At 53.8% G+C, this 14,245-nt stretch carries 14 protein-coding genes; 7 read left to right on the forward strand and 7 right to left on the reverse strand.

Going from position 1 to position 14,245, the window contains the following annotated elements:
• Positions 1-6 precede the first annotated feature (6 nt).
• Positions 7-2,625, forward strand: coding sequence for a DEAD/DEAH box helicase (locus BM026_RS19105; protein WP_093529711.1), 2,619 nt, complete (start codon positions 7-9; stop codon positions 2,623-2,625).
• Positions 2,626-2,690: 65 nt separating this feature from the next.
• Here the strand turns inward: BM026_RS19105 and BM026_RS19110 are convergent, their stop codons facing one another.
• A complete protein-coding gene (locus BM026_RS19110; RefSeq protein WP_093529713.1) occupies positions 2,691-3,086 on the reverse strand; it encodes a hypothetical protein in 396 nt (131 codons plus the stop codon).
• Between the two features lie 277 nt (positions 3,087-3,363).
• On the opposite strand from BM026_RS19110, the gene BM026_RS19115 reads away from it, so the two are divergent.
• Genes BM026_RS19115 through BM026_RS19130 form a run of 4 tightly spaced genes read left to right on the forward strand, consistent with a single transcriptional unit; the run spans position 3,364 to position 6,726 of the window.
• Positions 3,364-3,903 carry a nucleoside/nucleotide kinase family protein gene (locus tag BM026_RS19115; RefSeq protein WP_093529715.1) on the forward strand — a complete coding sequence of 180 codons (540 nt, stop codon included), beginning with the start codon at positions 3,364-3,366 and terminating at the stop codon, positions 3,901-3,903.
• Between the two features lie 3 nt (positions 3,904-3,906).
• A complete protein-coding gene (locus BM026_RS19120; RefSeq protein WP_093529717.1) occupies positions 3,907-5,580 on the forward strand; it encodes an adenylosuccinate synthetase in 1,674 nt (557 codons plus the stop codon).
• Positions 5,581-5,583: 3 nt separating this feature from the next.
• Positions 5,584-6,234, forward strand: a complete 651-nt coding sequence (locus BM026_RS19125) for a DUF7002 family protein (RefSeq protein WP_093529719.1) — start codon at positions 5,584-5,586, stop codon at positions 6,232-6,234.
• Positions 6,235-6,258: 24 nt separating this feature from the next.
• Complete coding sequence (locus BM026_RS19130; protein WP_093529721.1) at positions 6,259-6,726, forward strand: NUDIX hydrolase; 468 nt, start codon at positions 6,259-6,261, stop codon at positions 6,724-6,726.
• A gap of 322 nt (positions 6,727-7,048) precedes the next feature.
• Here BM026_RS19130 and BM026_RS28975 read toward each other — a convergent pair whose 3' ends face one another.
• The gene (locus BM026_RS28975; protein WP_139217562.1) at positions 7,049-7,684 is read right to left on the reverse strand and encodes a hypothetical protein; all 636 of its coding nucleotides are present in this window, start codon (positions 7,682-7,684) and stop codon (positions 7,049-7,051) included.
• A 171-nt stretch (positions 7,685-7,855) separates the two neighbouring features.
• Here BM026_RS28975 and BM026_RS19140 point away from each other — a divergent pair, with 171 nt between their 5' ends.
• On the forward strand, positions 7,856-8,173 hold the full coding sequence (locus BM026_RS19140; RefSeq protein WP_093529725.1) for a helix-turn-helix domain-containing protein: 318 nt from the start codon (positions 7,856-7,858) through the stop codon (positions 8,171-8,173).
• A 251-nt stretch (positions 8,174-8,424) separates the two neighbouring features.
• Here the strand turns inward: BM026_RS19140 and BM026_RS19150 are convergent, their stop codons facing one another.
• Positions 8,425-9,393 carry a DUF932 domain-containing protein gene (locus BM026_RS19150; RefSeq protein WP_093529729.1) on the reverse strand — a complete coding sequence of 323 codons (969 nt, stop codon included), beginning with the start codon at positions 9,391-9,393 and terminating at the stop codon, positions 8,425-8,427.
• A gap of 89 nt (positions 9,394-9,482) precedes the next feature.
• Positions 9,483-9,812, reverse strand: coding sequence for a hypothetical protein (locus tag BM026_RS19155; protein ID WP_093529731.1), 330 nt, complete (start codon positions 9,810-9,812; stop codon positions 9,483-9,485).
• Between the two features lie 460 nt (positions 9,813-10,272).
• Between BM026_RS19155 and BM026_RS19160 the strand changes: the two genes are divergently transcribed.
• Positions 10,273-10,482: a hypothetical protein gene (locus tag BM026_RS19160; RefSeq protein WP_093529733.1), complete on the forward strand. Its 210-nt coding sequence runs from the start codon at positions 10,273-10,275 to the stop codon at positions 10,480-10,482.
• An 87-nt stretch (positions 10,483-10,569) separates the two neighbouring features.
• On the opposite strand, the gene BM026_RS19165 is transcribed toward BM026_RS19160, so the two are convergent.
• The 3 genes from BM026_RS19165 to tmk all read right to left on the reverse strand — a co-directional run bounded on the left by BM026_RS19165 (position 10,570) and on the right by tmk (position 14,238).
• On the reverse strand, positions 10,570-10,776 hold the full coding sequence (locus BM026_RS19165; RefSeq protein WP_256575530.1) for a portal protein: 207 nt from the start codon (positions 10,774-10,776) through the stop codon (positions 10,570-10,572).
• Positions 10,777-10,855: 79 nt separating this feature from the next.
• On the reverse strand, positions 10,856-13,558 hold the full coding sequence (locus tag BM026_RS19170) for a tetratricopeptide repeat protein (RefSeq protein WP_093529735.1): 2,703 nt from the start codon (positions 13,556-13,558) through the stop codon (positions 10,856-10,858).
• A 47-nt stretch (positions 13,559-13,605) separates the two neighbouring features.
• Positions 13,606-14,238, reverse strand: coding sequence for a dTMP kinase (gene tmk / locus BM026_RS19175; RefSeq protein ID WP_093529737.1), 633 nt, complete (start codon positions 14,236-14,238; stop codon positions 13,606-13,608).
• Positions 14,239-14,245: the final 7 nt, after the last annotated feature.

Genomic DNA, 14,245 nt, shown 5'->3' on the forward strand with positions numbered 1-14,245 from the left:
TTTGAAATGCAGTTGAACACCTACCAGAGTCAGGTCATCGAGGATCTAGAGCTTTACCTCCGTCGATGGACTGCCTGTGACGACGCTCAGTTAGCGTATCGTGCCCATTGGGACGCTCAAGGCGCTACCAAAATGCCGGGATACCAAGATGCCCCGCATGGTGCCCCTCAGGTGTGTGCCAAAGTGCCTACGGCTGGTGGAAAGACCTATATTGGTCTTCACGCCGTATCTAGCATTTTCAAGGCCCTTCAGCGTCGTCAAGGTGACGCACGCCTCTGTTTATGGCTGGTGCCTTCACTATCAATTCTTGATCAAGTCCTTAGGGCTCTGCGCAATTCTGATCACCCCTATAGGCAGAGTCTCAATCGGCTGTTTGAAGGTAGGGTCAGCATTATGGATAAGCGCGACCTCCTATCAGGGCATCTTTCAAGGGATGAGGTTGAGGACGGTCTTGTGCTGGCCGTGCTTACCTATGACAGTTTGAAAGCACGCAATAAAGATGACCGAAAGCTGTACCAAGAAAACAGCTCGCTGGACGATCTGTCTTCCACGGCCGTTGCGGTAGGTGAGGGGGTTGATCCGTATTCCCTTGTTGCTTCAATGGCTGGGCTTGAACCCGTCGTCATCGTCGATGAAAGCCACAACGTAACCAGTAGCTTGTCTCTGGACATGCTGCGCAATCTCAACCCGAGCTTCGTTTTTGAGTTGACTGCTACCCCAAGAGCCGGAGCAAATATCATTAGCTTCGTCGATGCGATGGTTATGCGCGATCAGCACATGGTCAAGCTTCCCGTCATCGTCCGAAACCTTCCGAGCAGAAGCTCGGTCATTGCTCATGCTATTGACCTGCGTGCGCGACTCGAAGCAGAGGCTCAGGCTGAGCAAGCTCGTGGTGGTTCTTACATTCGACCTATCGTGCTAATCCAAGCGGAGAGTAAAGTCAAAGCTGACGCGAAGACGTTCGAGCATGCCAGGGCGGAATTGCTTGAGCATGGGGTGCCAGAAGACTGGATTAAGATCAAGACCGCAGAAAAGGACGAATTGAGCGGATTGGATCTTATGTCTACTCAATGCCCGGTAAGGTTTGTAATTACCGTCAATGCTTTGAAAGAGGGGTGGGATTGCCCATTTGCCTATGTGCTTGCCACGCTGGCTGACCGATCTTCGCCGGTAGATGTAGAGCAAATTCTCGGTCGAATTCTGAGACAACCATATGTTCGCGCTCATGGCCATGAACCGTTGAACATGAGCTACGTATTAACTGCTTCTAGTGTGTTCAGTAGCACATTGGAGAAAATTGTTGCCGGTCTCAACCGAGCCGGATTTAGTCGCAACGACTTCAGAACTCCTGACTTGATAGAGGCTGAGGCCAAGCTCGCTTCACAACCTACTGTGCCGTCTGGTCAGAAACCGGAAGGAATTGCTCCACTACCTCTTTTTGATCTAATCGGTAGCTCCGATAATCACTCTGAAAACACTGCTGTGTTTTCGGGAGAGAAGCCAGATCACGAAGAGAATTTTCTAGAGGCAACGCTGAAAGCCGTTCATGAGGCTCATGCTGAATTGGTGGCTTCGAAGGCTGATCCGTCCATTTCGCATGTTCCTGTCGAGGTTAGAGGTGCAATGGATTTGTATCCGGTTCGCCCAGAGTTCATTGAAGAAATCCGGCAGTTGAGATTACCTCAATTCTATCGGGAAGCGCCTCCAGGCCTCATTTTTGCAGATGCAGATGGGGGCGTTCTTCTTGATAAATCACAATTGCTCGACCATGAGTTTCATCTGGCTGACTGTGACGTGAACGATTTCGTCGTGGCGCCGACTGCTGGTGATTTGGTTAAGCTCGATCTTTTGAAGGTCGGTGGTTCTCATGGGGATTACGAACCCACGCGTGTGCGTCTAAAGGATAATGAAGTCAGGAAATGGAAGGACTACCTTTCAAGTCTTGATCCGGAAGCCAAAAGGCGTCAATTGACCGGCCTGGTTGGTAATTGGCTGGGAAAAATGCCCCCTCTAGCTGAAAGTGACCTGCAAGCTTACATTCGCAAAATCCTTGGTCGACTCAGTGCTGGTCAGTTGGATGAAGTTGTAGAGCAACAACACGCATACGTGGAAAGCCTACGACAGCGTGTCCGCAACGAGATGTTGGTGTTCTCGCGTCGCCGTTTTAAGCAGTGGATTGACCTTCAAAAGATCGATACGCGGCCATCCTTTGCGCTTCCAATTGAGATTTCACCGCGCCAAAAAACGCCGGTTGGGGCTGAAAACTCCCTGTACGTCCGAGAAGAGAAAGGCAATGGTTTAGAAGAGCGCATGTCTGAATTTCTTTCAGATTGTGAAAATGTGCGGTGGTGGCATCGTAACCAAAGTGGTCGAGGATTCTACTTAAATGGACCGATAAATCACTTTCCTGACTTTGTACTACGTCTTCAGTCTGGCTTGATAATTTTGCTTGAAACCAAGGGTGGGGATCGCGATAACTCCGACTCTGATGCCAAAATCGAGCTGGGACAGATTTGGGAAAAATGCGCGGGTCGTGGTTATCGTTATTTAATGGTGTTCGAAACGAGCCCGCCATCGGGGGCCTATTCTTGGGCTTCCGCCTGCGAACTCCTAAGAAATCTTTGAAACAAGGGGGGCATTTCAAAAATGAAATGACCCCCTATTTAAATCAATGTATAGACAGGTCGGGGTCAGCCGTCAGTATCTGATTCAAGAGCCTTGGTTTCTGCATCCTCCGGCAGCGTATCGATGACGGTTACGCTCGCGCATGCTTTTAATAAACGCTCCACATCTTTCGCGCTGTATCCATTGGCTTCAATGACAACCGAGCCATCTTTCACTTGGACCATTACGCGTCGGCTTTTCCGAGCCTCGACCCAAGAGATGATCACTTTAGCAATGCCGTTCCAAGGCATGGCATCGCTCAGCGCTGAGATCATCTCGGTAAAACCCGAAGCCTGCGGCTGTCCTGAAAACTGCATCACGCTGGAATGGCGAATGGAGGCATCGTCCAGTGCCGCAAGAAAAGAATCCCTGCTGTGCTTGAAGAGGGTGAAGCGTATCGCGATTACAGCCTGATCACTCATTGGTACCGCCCCTTCAGACAAAATTTTAAAAAGCTGCGTTCCGTGTCCATCGCAATGGTACTCGGGCGTTGAATCTCGAACAGTACTCAATCGCTTCGATAGGCTCAATCTGGGTTTAGGCCATGGCATTGGGTATCTATCATCGGCAGCAGCGGCATTTACTGAAAATTTCAGCCGATTGGTGCCTGGCTTCGGTTCCACGAAAATCCCGGCCAATTCACCAACTAAGCTACGCTTTATCGCTATATTGGTTTCGCAAGACAGGGATCGTCAAAACATGAAGCGACTACTTCTCCTTAGTGGCCCGATGGCCAGTGGCAAGACGTCGGTTTCTGCCGCCCTCCAAGAAGTCCATGGATTTGTTCCGATCAGCAGCGGCTCCTTTCTGCGTGCGCACCTGGCTACCCGGAGTGAGCCACTCAATCGTCATACCCTCCAGGAACTCGGCGACTCTCTTGACAAGGCCACCGACTTCTCTTGGCTCATAGATTCTGTAGCAAACCCAGCCATCCAAGCTCGGCCAGAAGTCGAAAACTGGCTCCTGGATGCCGTCCGCAAGCCCCGGCAGGTTGAATTGTTCAGACTCCGTTTCGGCAAGGCGGTGAGGCACGCGCACATCATTGCGCCCGAGCCTGTCCTGCAACAGAGGTACGCTGCACGAAGCGCGACCGATCTCGACGAATATAACGCCAGCGTGTTGCATCCCAACGAGCAGAGCGCCCGTTCGCTCTCAGGTTTTGCGGACAAAGTTTTCGATACACACAAGTACACCCCATTTCAAATTGCGGATCAAATATTAGGAATCTGGGAGATGTAGCTCATGGAAACTCGTCAGATCGTAGTGATCAGTGGCAAGACCTGTAGCGGCAAGAGTGGTTTGGCCAGTTTGTTGGAGAAGGAATTTGGCTTCGCCGTAGTTTACGATCGTCGAGCCATTGATGATTCCGAGTGGCGCCTTCGCATGGGGCACCCCGACATACCTGATCGTCGTCACGAAGCGAAAGACGCTGACCAGTGGATGCTTAGGGAAACTCAGGCAGTGTGCGAGGCGGAGAAGGATGACCGACCGTTAGTTGTGGATCACCTGAATACTCTTGCGCAGGTGCTGCAGTTTCGACAGGTCTTCGGTGCAAACTTGGTGCATGTACACCTCTATGCAAGCGACCCTACGCTCCATGGACGTTATGCAAAGCGAATAGAGGGTCAACCCAGTCCTTTGTCTTATGACGAGGTCAATCAGCTCAAGGATCAGACAGAGATCCAGGCGCTCAAGGATGATGCCGACGTCCGTGTTTACACTGAACGCTCGGACTCAAATGACACGCTCGTGAGGGTTGCCGCCCGTTTGCATCTGTACACACCGCCTGAAATCAGATGCGTGGATGTGTTGATTGGCGGGCAGTATGGCAGCGAGGGAAAGGGCAACATCGTCGCTTACCTCGCGCGCGAGTACGACGTGATGATTCGCGTTGGTGGGCCCAATGCCGGACATACTGTAGCCAGTTCTGCCGGCCCTTACACTTACCACCATTTGCCTTCTGGGTCGCGGGACGTGACGGCACGACTGCTTCTCGGCCCTGGCATGACGATTCATTTGCCAGGGCTTTTGAAAGAAATCGAGGAGTGCGGTATCGGCAAAGATCGACTTTTCATTGATCCCCAGGCCACCATCATTGAGGAGGAAGATATCGGGACAGAGAGGGGAGGGCATCTGGTCTCAACTATTGCATCAACAGGGAGCGGTAGTGGAGCAGCTGCTGCTCGGCGTATTTTGAGCAGGGGTAAAGAGATCCGGCTCGCACGAGATGTTGATGAGCTTCGTCTGTACGTCGGCACTCCTGGGAACTATCACGGCTCCACGTCAGACCGTTTGGAGGAGGCCTACCGCAGCGGCCATTCCATTTTGCTGGAGGGAACGCAGGGCAGCGGGCTGAGTATTTTCCACGGAGATTATCCTCACGTGACGTCCAGGGACACGAATGTCGCGGGATGCTTGGCCGAGGCTGGGATATCGCCCAGCAGGATCCGCAAAATCCTGATGGTCATTCGCCCCATGCCTATTCGTGTAGGCGACCCCGATGGCGAGGATGGCCATACCTCCGGGACGCTCAAACATTCGACGACCTTTGATGACATCGCAGCGTTTGCGGGCCTTGAAGCCCAGGCGTTGAACACCGCAGAGAAAACCTCCACCACCAAACGCAACAGGCGAGTCGGATGGTTCGAATGGGATCAATTCCGAAAAGCATGCGCCCTGAACGCTCCGACGGATATCGTTCTGACGTTTGCCGATTACTTGAAGTCATCCAATAGCAAGGCGCGCAGGTTCGAGCAGCTCGATCCGGACACGATCAAATTCGTCGAGGAGCTCGAGCGCGTTTCTCAGGCACCTGTCTCGCTCATCAACACCCGATTTTCCAGAGACCCCCACGCGAGCGATTTACGCTCTCTGATTGATCGGCGGAATTGGACTGCACGTTCTGATAGGAGATAATAAATGGATCTGGACAAGCTGATCGAACTTTACCCTCGGGTTTATCACATGGCCGAACGTGGCGCTTGGGACAGTATTCGCAAACGCGGATTGATGAGTGCCACTGCAGTTCTGGATCACCTCGCAGTGGGAGAAGGTGAGCGCGCCCGATATGAGAGTGAGCATCGTGGACAGAAGATGGATGTGAAGGCAGGCGACCCCTCCAACATTGTTCTTCGTGATCAGAAACCCATGCCTGAAGACCGGTTGGTTAGAGCGCTTACGGGTGGAACAACACCACGCCAGTGGTATGAGTTGATAAACGGCAAAGTTTTCTTCTGGGCCGAGGAAAAGCGCCTCCACGGTTTGCTCGGAGCTCGCGATTATCGAAAGCTGGAACATGATGTCTTGACGCTCGACTCGTCGACCTTCATCCCGGCATATGCCGAAACCATCTGGCTGTGCCACATGAACTCCGGCAATACCTGGCCCATGCCCCATCGTCGCGGCACGGACGTCTTCTGCAAAATTGCGGATTATCCGGTGAAGCGTTCTGGCAAGCCCGTGAAGGATGTTGTCGAGCTAGTTGTCGATTATGCCGTTCCCAACATCGCTGATTATGTGATGGAAGTTCGTAGGATGCAGGGCAGCGAAGTATTGGGCGTCATTGGTTAGTTGTCATCCACGGAGCGGAGAAATATGCCGCGAAAGCGTTTAGCCGCTCGTTTATTGGTGATCAGCCCAAGAAATCGACTGCTGCTTTTTAAGATTCAGTATCAGGCTGGTGTTTTGGCGGGCATGAGCTATTGGGCGACGCCCGGCGGAAAGCTCAAGGATGAAGAGTCGTTTGAAGCGGCGGCGGTACGTGAACTCTACGAGGAGACTGGCATTGAGGTACCCTTCGTAGGTCGCCGCATCGCACACAGGGAGTTTCTGTGGCAGATGCCTGATGGCGAGCATGTGCTTGCGGTCGAAAATTACTTTACGGTGCACACAGGTACCGAGCAGTGCTCTTGCGCCCAATGGAGTGACCGGGAGCGCGAAGCGGTATGTGAGGTTAGGTGGTGGTCGTTAGGGGAGCTTGCGGCTTGCCATGAAGAGGTTTTTCCGTCGGATCTGAGCAACCTGTTTGGCAGGGCCTTGGTCATAGCGCCGGGTGAGTCCTAGCAGACAGCTGCCCGATGAGCCTTATCGTGAGGCAGATGTTGTCAATCCGTAAGCGCCCGGCAAGTTACCTTATCAACAATTTTCTGGTTGGAGCTGCAGGGTTCATAGCCCTTGTTCACTCGCCCAACCTTGCATCGCATCTGTGCACAGGTGGTCTGGGCGAATCTAAATGAAAATCTCGGACAACTTAACTCTTGTTAATACAGCGATCATCCCCGGATTGTCTGCATCTCTCATACTTCTCAAGCTTTACCTTTCACGCCCACCCAGCACATATAACGCGAAATTATGCCCTGGGAGGTCGTGTGTTTTTAAAACTGATCTACTTAAAGTATTTCTTGTTTAGTCCCAGAAGTTTCATGCGTTTATCGTAGCACAACGGGATGCTTTGGCAGCTTCCGCCAGCCTTTTCGATGTCTCGCTCTTCTACTATCGGAAGGTATTTAGGTAAATCTTCATCATCTATTTCTTTTTCATTAATTGAGCAGTTAAAGCTGGCAGTCGGCATGCAAACCACATCGGGAAGAGTTTTTGACGATCTAGTATCTTTAGAATCTTCAGCGGCTGCGAATTGTTTTCCGCCAAATCCCGGCCCTGTTCCACTTTTATACGACACTGGATTACCTTGAGTATCCGTTCCCAAATACCAGCCGAAGGTGTAGTGATAACTTCCTGCTGGCGCATTTCCCGCAAAATTTCCCGAATTTGAACAAACTCCCTGATCATCACACATAGCATTTTGCTGGCTGCTGATGCTCTCTACACGCTTCTGACCCTCCTTGTCCGTGTAGATGTTGCTAATTCGGACCGGGGTGTTTGGAACGCGGCAATCCCATTCTTTCAACCCATAGTACTGATCTATCCGAATTAGAGAGCACGCTGCTACATCGTCTTGAGCGTGTACCGCGCTGCCAAGAATCATCAAAAAAGGGAATAGGACAAGCGTTAAGCGTTTCATGAGGGCCTTCCTTGCAAAGCTAAAAATGAGTGAAGTCTTGATGCACATCCGAGGGTTTTTCCTCGTCTCAGGGACTCGCTGGGGGCGAGGCTCATCCCGATACTACCAAAACGGTAGTATCGGGCGAAAGACAAGCAATCACGATGCCGTTTTATTAAATGGGTTGTGTGCATGTCAGTCTTGGGAAAGCGCATAAAGCAGGCCCGCGTGCAGGCAGGCTTATCGCAGGAGCGGTTAGGTTTGGATGCTGGTTTGGATGAGATGTCTGCGAGTACTCGCATGAATCGCTATGAGCTGGGAAAGCGGGTTCCAGCTCCTGACTTTGTCGAGCGTTTGAGCAAGGTGCTCAACGTACCGGCAGCATTTTTTTATGCCGTTGAGGATGATGAGGCAGAGTTGCTGGTCAAGTTTCATAAGCTTCATGAGTTGGGACGTGTGGAGCTAATGAGTCGGCTGGATGAGTTGCTTGTCGCTAAGCCCTCAGACTAATTTTGCAGGTGCCAGGTCTCCGGCCTTTCTGGCTATAACTTCAAATATTACGCATGAGACCACCACCGCGATCAGCAGGGGCCAAAAGCGCGCCAGGATGAACACAAGCAAAACTGCCAAGACACAGCTTGCCAGTATTCCGAAAAACACAAAAAGTAGACCTATAAAACGTATTACATTCATCGCGATTTCCTACAGGTATAGAGCTGCTTGAGCGGAAAGAGCTCAAGCAGCGGTGGTGGAGAGCAGCGTTAAGCAACCAATCGAAGAGCTGAGTCGAGGGCGCGCTGTTTGATGACCGCACCCTGGCCAAACCATGCGGTGTCCATGCGGTACTCACTGCTGCGTGCCCTGCGCTCGTGATCGACATACTCGGTGACTGAGTTGAGCAAACCCCAGGCGGTGCCCTTGGCCGCTTCCAACTCGGCGCCTCGGCCATGTCCTTCATACAGGCTCAGTACTTTGTTTAAGGTGCGTTCATTCGAGAGACCTTTGTGCTCAGGCTTAACGGTCTGTACTTCACATAACACACTGCGCAGATACGCCTTGGCCTCATGGTCTTTTACGGGGCGGGCGGCGAGTGTGCGCATGCGGTACATGAAGTCGTCCCATTGCGAAACGGTGATACCCAGTTGCTGTTTGACGGCACGAGGATTGAAGCGTGTGCTGTGTGGCACCTTGATCGCCTGACTGGCGCCATTGATGGCAATCGTCAGAGTGTTGTTGCAGACCACGCGAATGGTGGTCGGCGTTGCGGTGGTGGCGAGTGTTCCGTCGCAGGAGGTGGCCAGCAGCAAGTAGCCATTCACTACGTCATTTCCTTTGAGCGCGGTCGATTGCCCTGTGCGTGCAAGCGCCCAGAGTTTGCGACCGCCTTTCAATACTCCAGCGGTTTCCAGTTCATAACCAGAACGTTCGGTCAGATCTCGGTAAAATTCCAAGACCTCACGCGGTTGGACCACTTGGTAGCGCTGAGACACAACAGACAGCGGGGCTTTGTTGTCAGAACGAAACAGCACCTTCTGTTCTGGGAAGGAGTGAATGCTGCCCAAATGACCGATAGCGTCCGCTTTGAAATGCACCGAGCTTTCCTGAATCTGCCAGTCCATCCCGGCCTCACGTTGCCAGACTTCCAGTGGTTGTTTTTCGGTCAGGCGACTGCCCAGGCCATGCCAAGGAGTCGCGCCGATGTAAGCCATGTGTTCGATTTGGTGAGCCATGTTGACGATTCCTTAGAGTGCAAGCCGGCATAAATGCTGCGCATCGCGCAGCACTCTCCGGATGTGATAAATGAGTGAGGTGAAATGGTTTAGGCCGGTAGGTTGAAGCGGTGGTCACAGAGCAAGCAGAGGTTGTGGGCGAGTACGTGACGATCTAGCGAGTCACCCAGTTGAGCGCCGAGCGCACAGCCGCTGACACTGCCGGCCAGGCCACCGAGGATTGCGCCTGATACCGAGCCGAGGGTGATGCCGATAGGCCCAGCGACAGCGCCGACTAGTGCCCCTGCCTGATAGCCAGCAAGTGCGGCGCTGGCGCCACGAGCAGCGCCACCTAGGGTGCCAATGGCTGCGCCGATTTTCATTGCGTGATGGAAAGATGAGACTTTGAGGGAATGACAGCGAGGGCACTGCAATGACATGGTTCGAAGCTCCATGGTGGGATGTCAAAGCGGTGATGTGTGGTTGAGATTTTTTCGAATCGAATACGCGCTTGTGATGAATAATTTGGTCATTTACGGCAGTAAAGACTCAGCGCAACCATCGGCGGCCGGCAGAAGTCGGCCCTGACTATTAAAAAAGCAGCGCTATTTTGAAGCCCGCGCCTCTACGTTAAATCTTTGAGCGTTCGGTTAGTCCCAAACCTGGACTTTGTGCAGGAGGACGATAGTTAATCCGTTTTTGAGCGCTGTATCTGCCGGAAAGACTTTTATACAGCCTTGGCCAAAAGCGGTCGTTCGCCTAATCTTTTGGTGCAAGACTCGCTAGTGATGTCTAGCCGGCAGAAGGTAGCGGACGGATTACAACAGACTCGCAAAGTCCGGAGCTCTCGAAGCCGCAAATGTGATTAGACTGGGTCACCACAATCTAGGAGCTATACCCATGAAAACCTGTACCGTCTTTGGGGATATGCAGTCCGACAGTGCCGCTGAACAATACCCCACCGTGACCCTATGTAATGAATGTGTCGAGCAGGACGTCCTGGCCAAGGAGGATACTCAAATTGTCAGCCAGGGAGCCTACGACGAGTCCTTCGGTGACAGCTGTGAGTGGTGCGGAACCACGGCCGAGGAAGAGGGGGCAGCGCAGTAAAGGATAGGGGCCTCGAACCGAGGCCTGTCTCGCAGAGCCCCGCCTAAACAAGCCGCCACATGGGGCGGCTGTTCTGTCTAAGCTGGCTCAGTTTCCGTTGTCGGGATGCATTTCGAACGGGGTGATGCGGATCACTGCTTGGCTGAGCCATTCATTGATCTGCAGCAGTCTGGCCTGCTTTGGCTCAATCTCATCTATAGCTAATGCCTGAGTTGCGTCACGCCCGGACGCTCCCCTCCCTGCGTTCTGCGACACCACGCCTATCAATGGCGGCGGTAAGCGCAGCGTGGTCACTCGTTATAGCATCCAGTTCGAAGTACCTATTCCCTGAACTGAGTTCAACCCTGGTTACACAAAAATCGGCACTCCTAGGTCAGAACGCGGAAAACTGATCGAGAAGGCCCGCGTTGGTTGTGTATCGATGGCCCTCGGCGATATCTCCGGCTGGATCCTGTTTTAGCTTGATCTTCACCTTGACGCGCTGCAATAGGAAGCTGCTGCGGTATTTTTTGTTCACGCCGATCGCCCCCGCAATGGACTCATTAATGAGAGCAATAGCTTCCTCGAACTTACCCAGCTCGAGTTTCACCTGTGACAGATTATGAGCCAACCAGATCCGGCCGCTCCTGTCTTTGATCGTCTCGAGGATAGTCTCTGCCTCCGCGTATCGACCAAGTTTATAAAGCGTCTCGCCCCATTTGCGCTTCTGATAGGGAGCCGGCGCTTTCAGCGTTTCAAAAGCTTCTAGAGCACGGTTCAGGTAAACAGGTTTGTCGTCGACGCCCGCTGCGAGCAGCATGATCTCCGCATAGGAACCGCGGCTCTGGTCATCGTCCAGCATCAACGGTGTTGGTTCGGGCAGGCGTGCCAGTACGCTTTCGACCCGCTCCGGTGCGTGCCAGACCATCGCACGGACGAAGCTCGCGACAGAGTGATAGCCTTGCGGTATACCGATGGCGGCACTGTATAGCGCTTCCGACAGAAACAGCTCCTCATGCTGTTCGATGAGGTCGCCCGCCCAGGATTGACGCGCACCATTGAGCGCATCACCTAGTGCCATCAGCAGTGAAGGAGACACGCTGCCGGTGTCCAGCTTCTCAGCGATGATCTCTGACGCATATCGCTTAGCCGTCTCATAGCTTTGATCCCTGAAACCGGCAAACCTTACCAGTTGAAGTTTGGCGTCATTCAGTGAATGGCTGGCAACCACCTCCTCGAACAAGCGTTCGGCTTCAGCATGTTTCCCCAAGCCGCGTAGAGTCTTTGCATGGTGGTGCTTGATTTCAGCGGCTTGACGGGCACCAAGGTCTGCCATGGCTGCAAGCTCGCCATAGGCTTGCACGACCGTTCCTAACCATTTGACGGCAGCCGCGTTCCCTGCCGTTTGCCGCAGATGGCGTTCCTTTGCTTCGATCGACTCGAGGACCACCAGGATGGCCACGTCGTTGTTGGCCGCGCCCAACGACTTGAGCCGCTGTGCTTCTTCCAGTGGGTTGGGCAGCAAATGGATCTTAATGGCGCTACCCATCCAGACCATCGACAAGGCGTATAGGAAGGCCGGACGTCGATCACCATTCTCGACATTGCTGGCGATCTTGCCCTTCAACTGCGATGCGATCAGTTGTAGGCCGTGTCCGTCCTCGCGGATCTGCTGGAGAATGAACGCCTCGAGCTTAGCGTCAATTTGTCGCGCCTTCTCGTCGGTTAGCCAATTCAATGAGTTCAGGGCCGTAAAGACGATATCGTGGATGCGGATCGACGCTTCGCTCTCGGGCGCCGTCAGTCCATGACGTTCGAATGCTCTCAAGCGCAACGTTCCGACAACGTACTTGAAGAACGCGCGATCGCAGTGGCTCTGGCCTGCCCACTGGAACAGGCACAGCTCCTCCCCTAGTGTCGGTTTCAGCCGTCCGAGAATACGGTCAGCGAGTCGTGCGCCGTCAATTGGAAGATTAGCGACATTAGCGCAGTCCTCGGCGAGTTCGTTCCACGACACGCCCCCGTGCGCAGCGGCATTAAGCATCACCAAGCTCAAAGGATGACCGCCGACTGCGCGCCAGATCGTCTGGAACTCCTCCATAGACGGCTGGGTATCAAGCCCCTTACCAAGCAATTCGCGAGCCTGTAACTCATTCATAGTAGGCATAGCGAACGCTCCAGGTGACGGGTTTTGCCGTGTGATAAGAATCCGAGAGTCCGGTCCACATAATGCGGCTAACTGTTCGACCACGAGGCTCGGGTTTGCATCGTCTACGACTAGGAATGTGCGGCTCCTGAACAGCAGGGCACTGACGTTACGCTCGGCACCGCCGCGCTGGACCGGAACCGACGAGAGTCGTTCGACACTGTCGATGTCGCGACCGCTGACCCAGAACCTGTATTCGAAACGGCGTTCGCTTCGCAACAGACAGGCGGCTGCGGCTTGTGACTTGCCAATGCCGCCAATGCCGCCGATCTCGACACAGGGCGCTGTTTCTAGGAGCCGGTCCAGTTTTGCGTCAATCGCCTCATTCTTAACATAAAGCGCGCTCAGCGGCGGAGCTTTCAATGACGCGGGGTGGTCATCGCGGATCTCGGCCAGGACGGGTAGATGATGGGCCAGGTCGTCGATCGCGTCGTCACGTAGCATAAGCGTGTCAACGATGGCCTCGGCGATAGCGCGGCTGTCCATCAGGTGGAGGCGTCGCCCGACCATGCGCTCCTGCTGGAGGGCCGCATTTACCATCGCTTCGATTACGCCAGTTTCTGCGCGCTGCGAACTCAACAGATAGATGTCTTCGGCCAATGGCGCCAGCGCGAGAGTGTGATCGAGATCGCTCCAAGGCTTTTTCATTGCGCCCGAAAAATAACCCTTCACGATCGACGCCTCGACGACGATCCTGCCATCTTCGGACACGGCATCCAGCGCTCCCCCGACGGGGCTGCCACTTACTGAGGAGCCGCGCTGCACCAATCTGATATCGTTCATTTGCTCAATCAGGATGACCCCAAAACGCTCGAAAATAGAGCCAGGTGCCAAGATGCCAAGCGAGTCAATCACGCGCTGGATGAGCAGATTGCGGGTTTGCGGATTCATGAAGTGTTCCGGGTATTAGTAGATCTGAGGCGACGTGCCACGACCGCTTAGTGCTTTGCCGGAGAGTCAAGCAGCAGAGGTTCGACCAATTGCCAGATATCGCGCGCAACCGCACTTGGCGACTGGTCCGCGTCGATGAGATGACAGCGTCTCGGGTTTTCAAGTGCCACCGTTAGTAGCGCGTCTCGGATGGCCGCGAAATCCCGCGTCGCTTCCGCCGGGTCGGCAACGCCGTCGTGACGCTGGCCCCGCCGATTCCTTGCGACCTCGATCGGAAGGTCGAGGATGATCGTCAGATCGGGGAGTGTGGATCCCACGACGATGTCGCGGGTCGACCGGAACAACTGGTGCAGGTCGACATCGGATACCGAAACCTGAAACGCGTAAGTCGAATCGATGAAGCGATCGGAGATGACCCACTGGCCATTCGCTAATGCTGGCCGGATAATACTCTGTACGTGATCAAATCGAGCAGCGCTCACCAGCAAGAGCTGCTCTACGGGATCGAGTCGGCGGTCGGGTCGTGTCAGGATCGCCCGCACTTCCGCACCCAATTGTCCACCATCCGGTTCCTTTGTCTGTAGCACCGATTGACCGGCGTTTCTCAGATGCTCAACAAGTAGCTTAACCTGCTCGGTCTTCCCGCTGCCGTCGATGCCCTCGATACTTATAAATGGCATATGCGTC

It is taken from the genome of Pseudomonas sp. NFPP24 (assembly GCF_900112095.1).
In the GTDB taxonomy this organism is placed as follows: Bacteria; Pseudomonadota; Gammaproteobacteria; order Pseudomonadales; family Pseudomonadaceae; genus Aquipseudomonas; species Aquipseudomonas extremorientalis.

Coding starts and splice junctions, on each gene's coding strand:
- BM026_RS19105 (WP_093529711.1), top strand. CDS start 7: ATGCAGTTGAACACCTACCAGAGTCAGGTCATCGAGGATCTAGAGCTT.
- BM026_RS19110 (WP_093529713.1), bottom strand. CDS start 3,086: ATGAGTGATCAGGCTGTAATCGCGATACGCTTCACCCTCTTCAAGCAC.
- BM026_RS19115 (WP_093529715.1), top strand. CDS start 3,364: ATGAAGCGACTACTTCTCCTTAGTGGCCCGATGGCCAGTGGCAAGACG.
- BM026_RS19120 (WP_093529717.1), top strand. CDS start 3,907: ATGGAAACTCGTCAGATCGTAGTGATCAGTGGCAAGACCTGTAGCGGC.
- BM026_RS19125 (WP_093529719.1), top strand. CDS start 5,584: ATGGATCTGGACAAGCTGATCGAACTTTACCCTCGGGTTTATCACATG.
- BM026_RS19130 (WP_093529721.1), top strand. CDS start 6,259: ATGCCGCGAAAGCGTTTAGCCGCTCGTTTATTGGTGATCAGCCCAAGA.
- BM026_RS28975 (WP_139217562.1), bottom strand. CDS start 7,684: ATGAAACGCTTAACGCTTGTCCTATTCCCTTTTTTGATGATTCTTGGC.
- BM026_RS19140 (WP_093529725.1), top strand. CDS start 7,856: ATGTCAGTCTTGGGAAAGCGCATAAAGCAGGCCCGCGTGCAGGCAGGC.
- BM026_RS19150 (WP_093529729.1), bottom strand. CDS start 9,393: ATGGCTCACCAAATCGAACACATGGCTTACATCGGCGCGACTCCTTGG.
- BM026_RS19155 (WP_093529731.1), bottom strand. CDS start 9,812: ATGTCATTGCAGTGCCCTCGCTGTCATTCCCTCAAAGTCTCATCTTTC.
- BM026_RS19160 (WP_093529733.1), top strand. CDS start 10,273: ATGAAAACCTGTACCGTCTTTGGGGATATGCAGTCCGACAGTGCCGCT.
- BM026_RS19170 (WP_093529735.1), bottom strand. CDS start 13,558: ATGAATCCGCAAACCCGCAATCTGCTCATCCAGCGCGTGATTGACTCG.
- tmk (WP_093529737.1), bottom strand. CDS start 14,238: ATGCCATTTATAAGTATCGAGGGCATCGACGGCAGCGGGAAGACCGAG.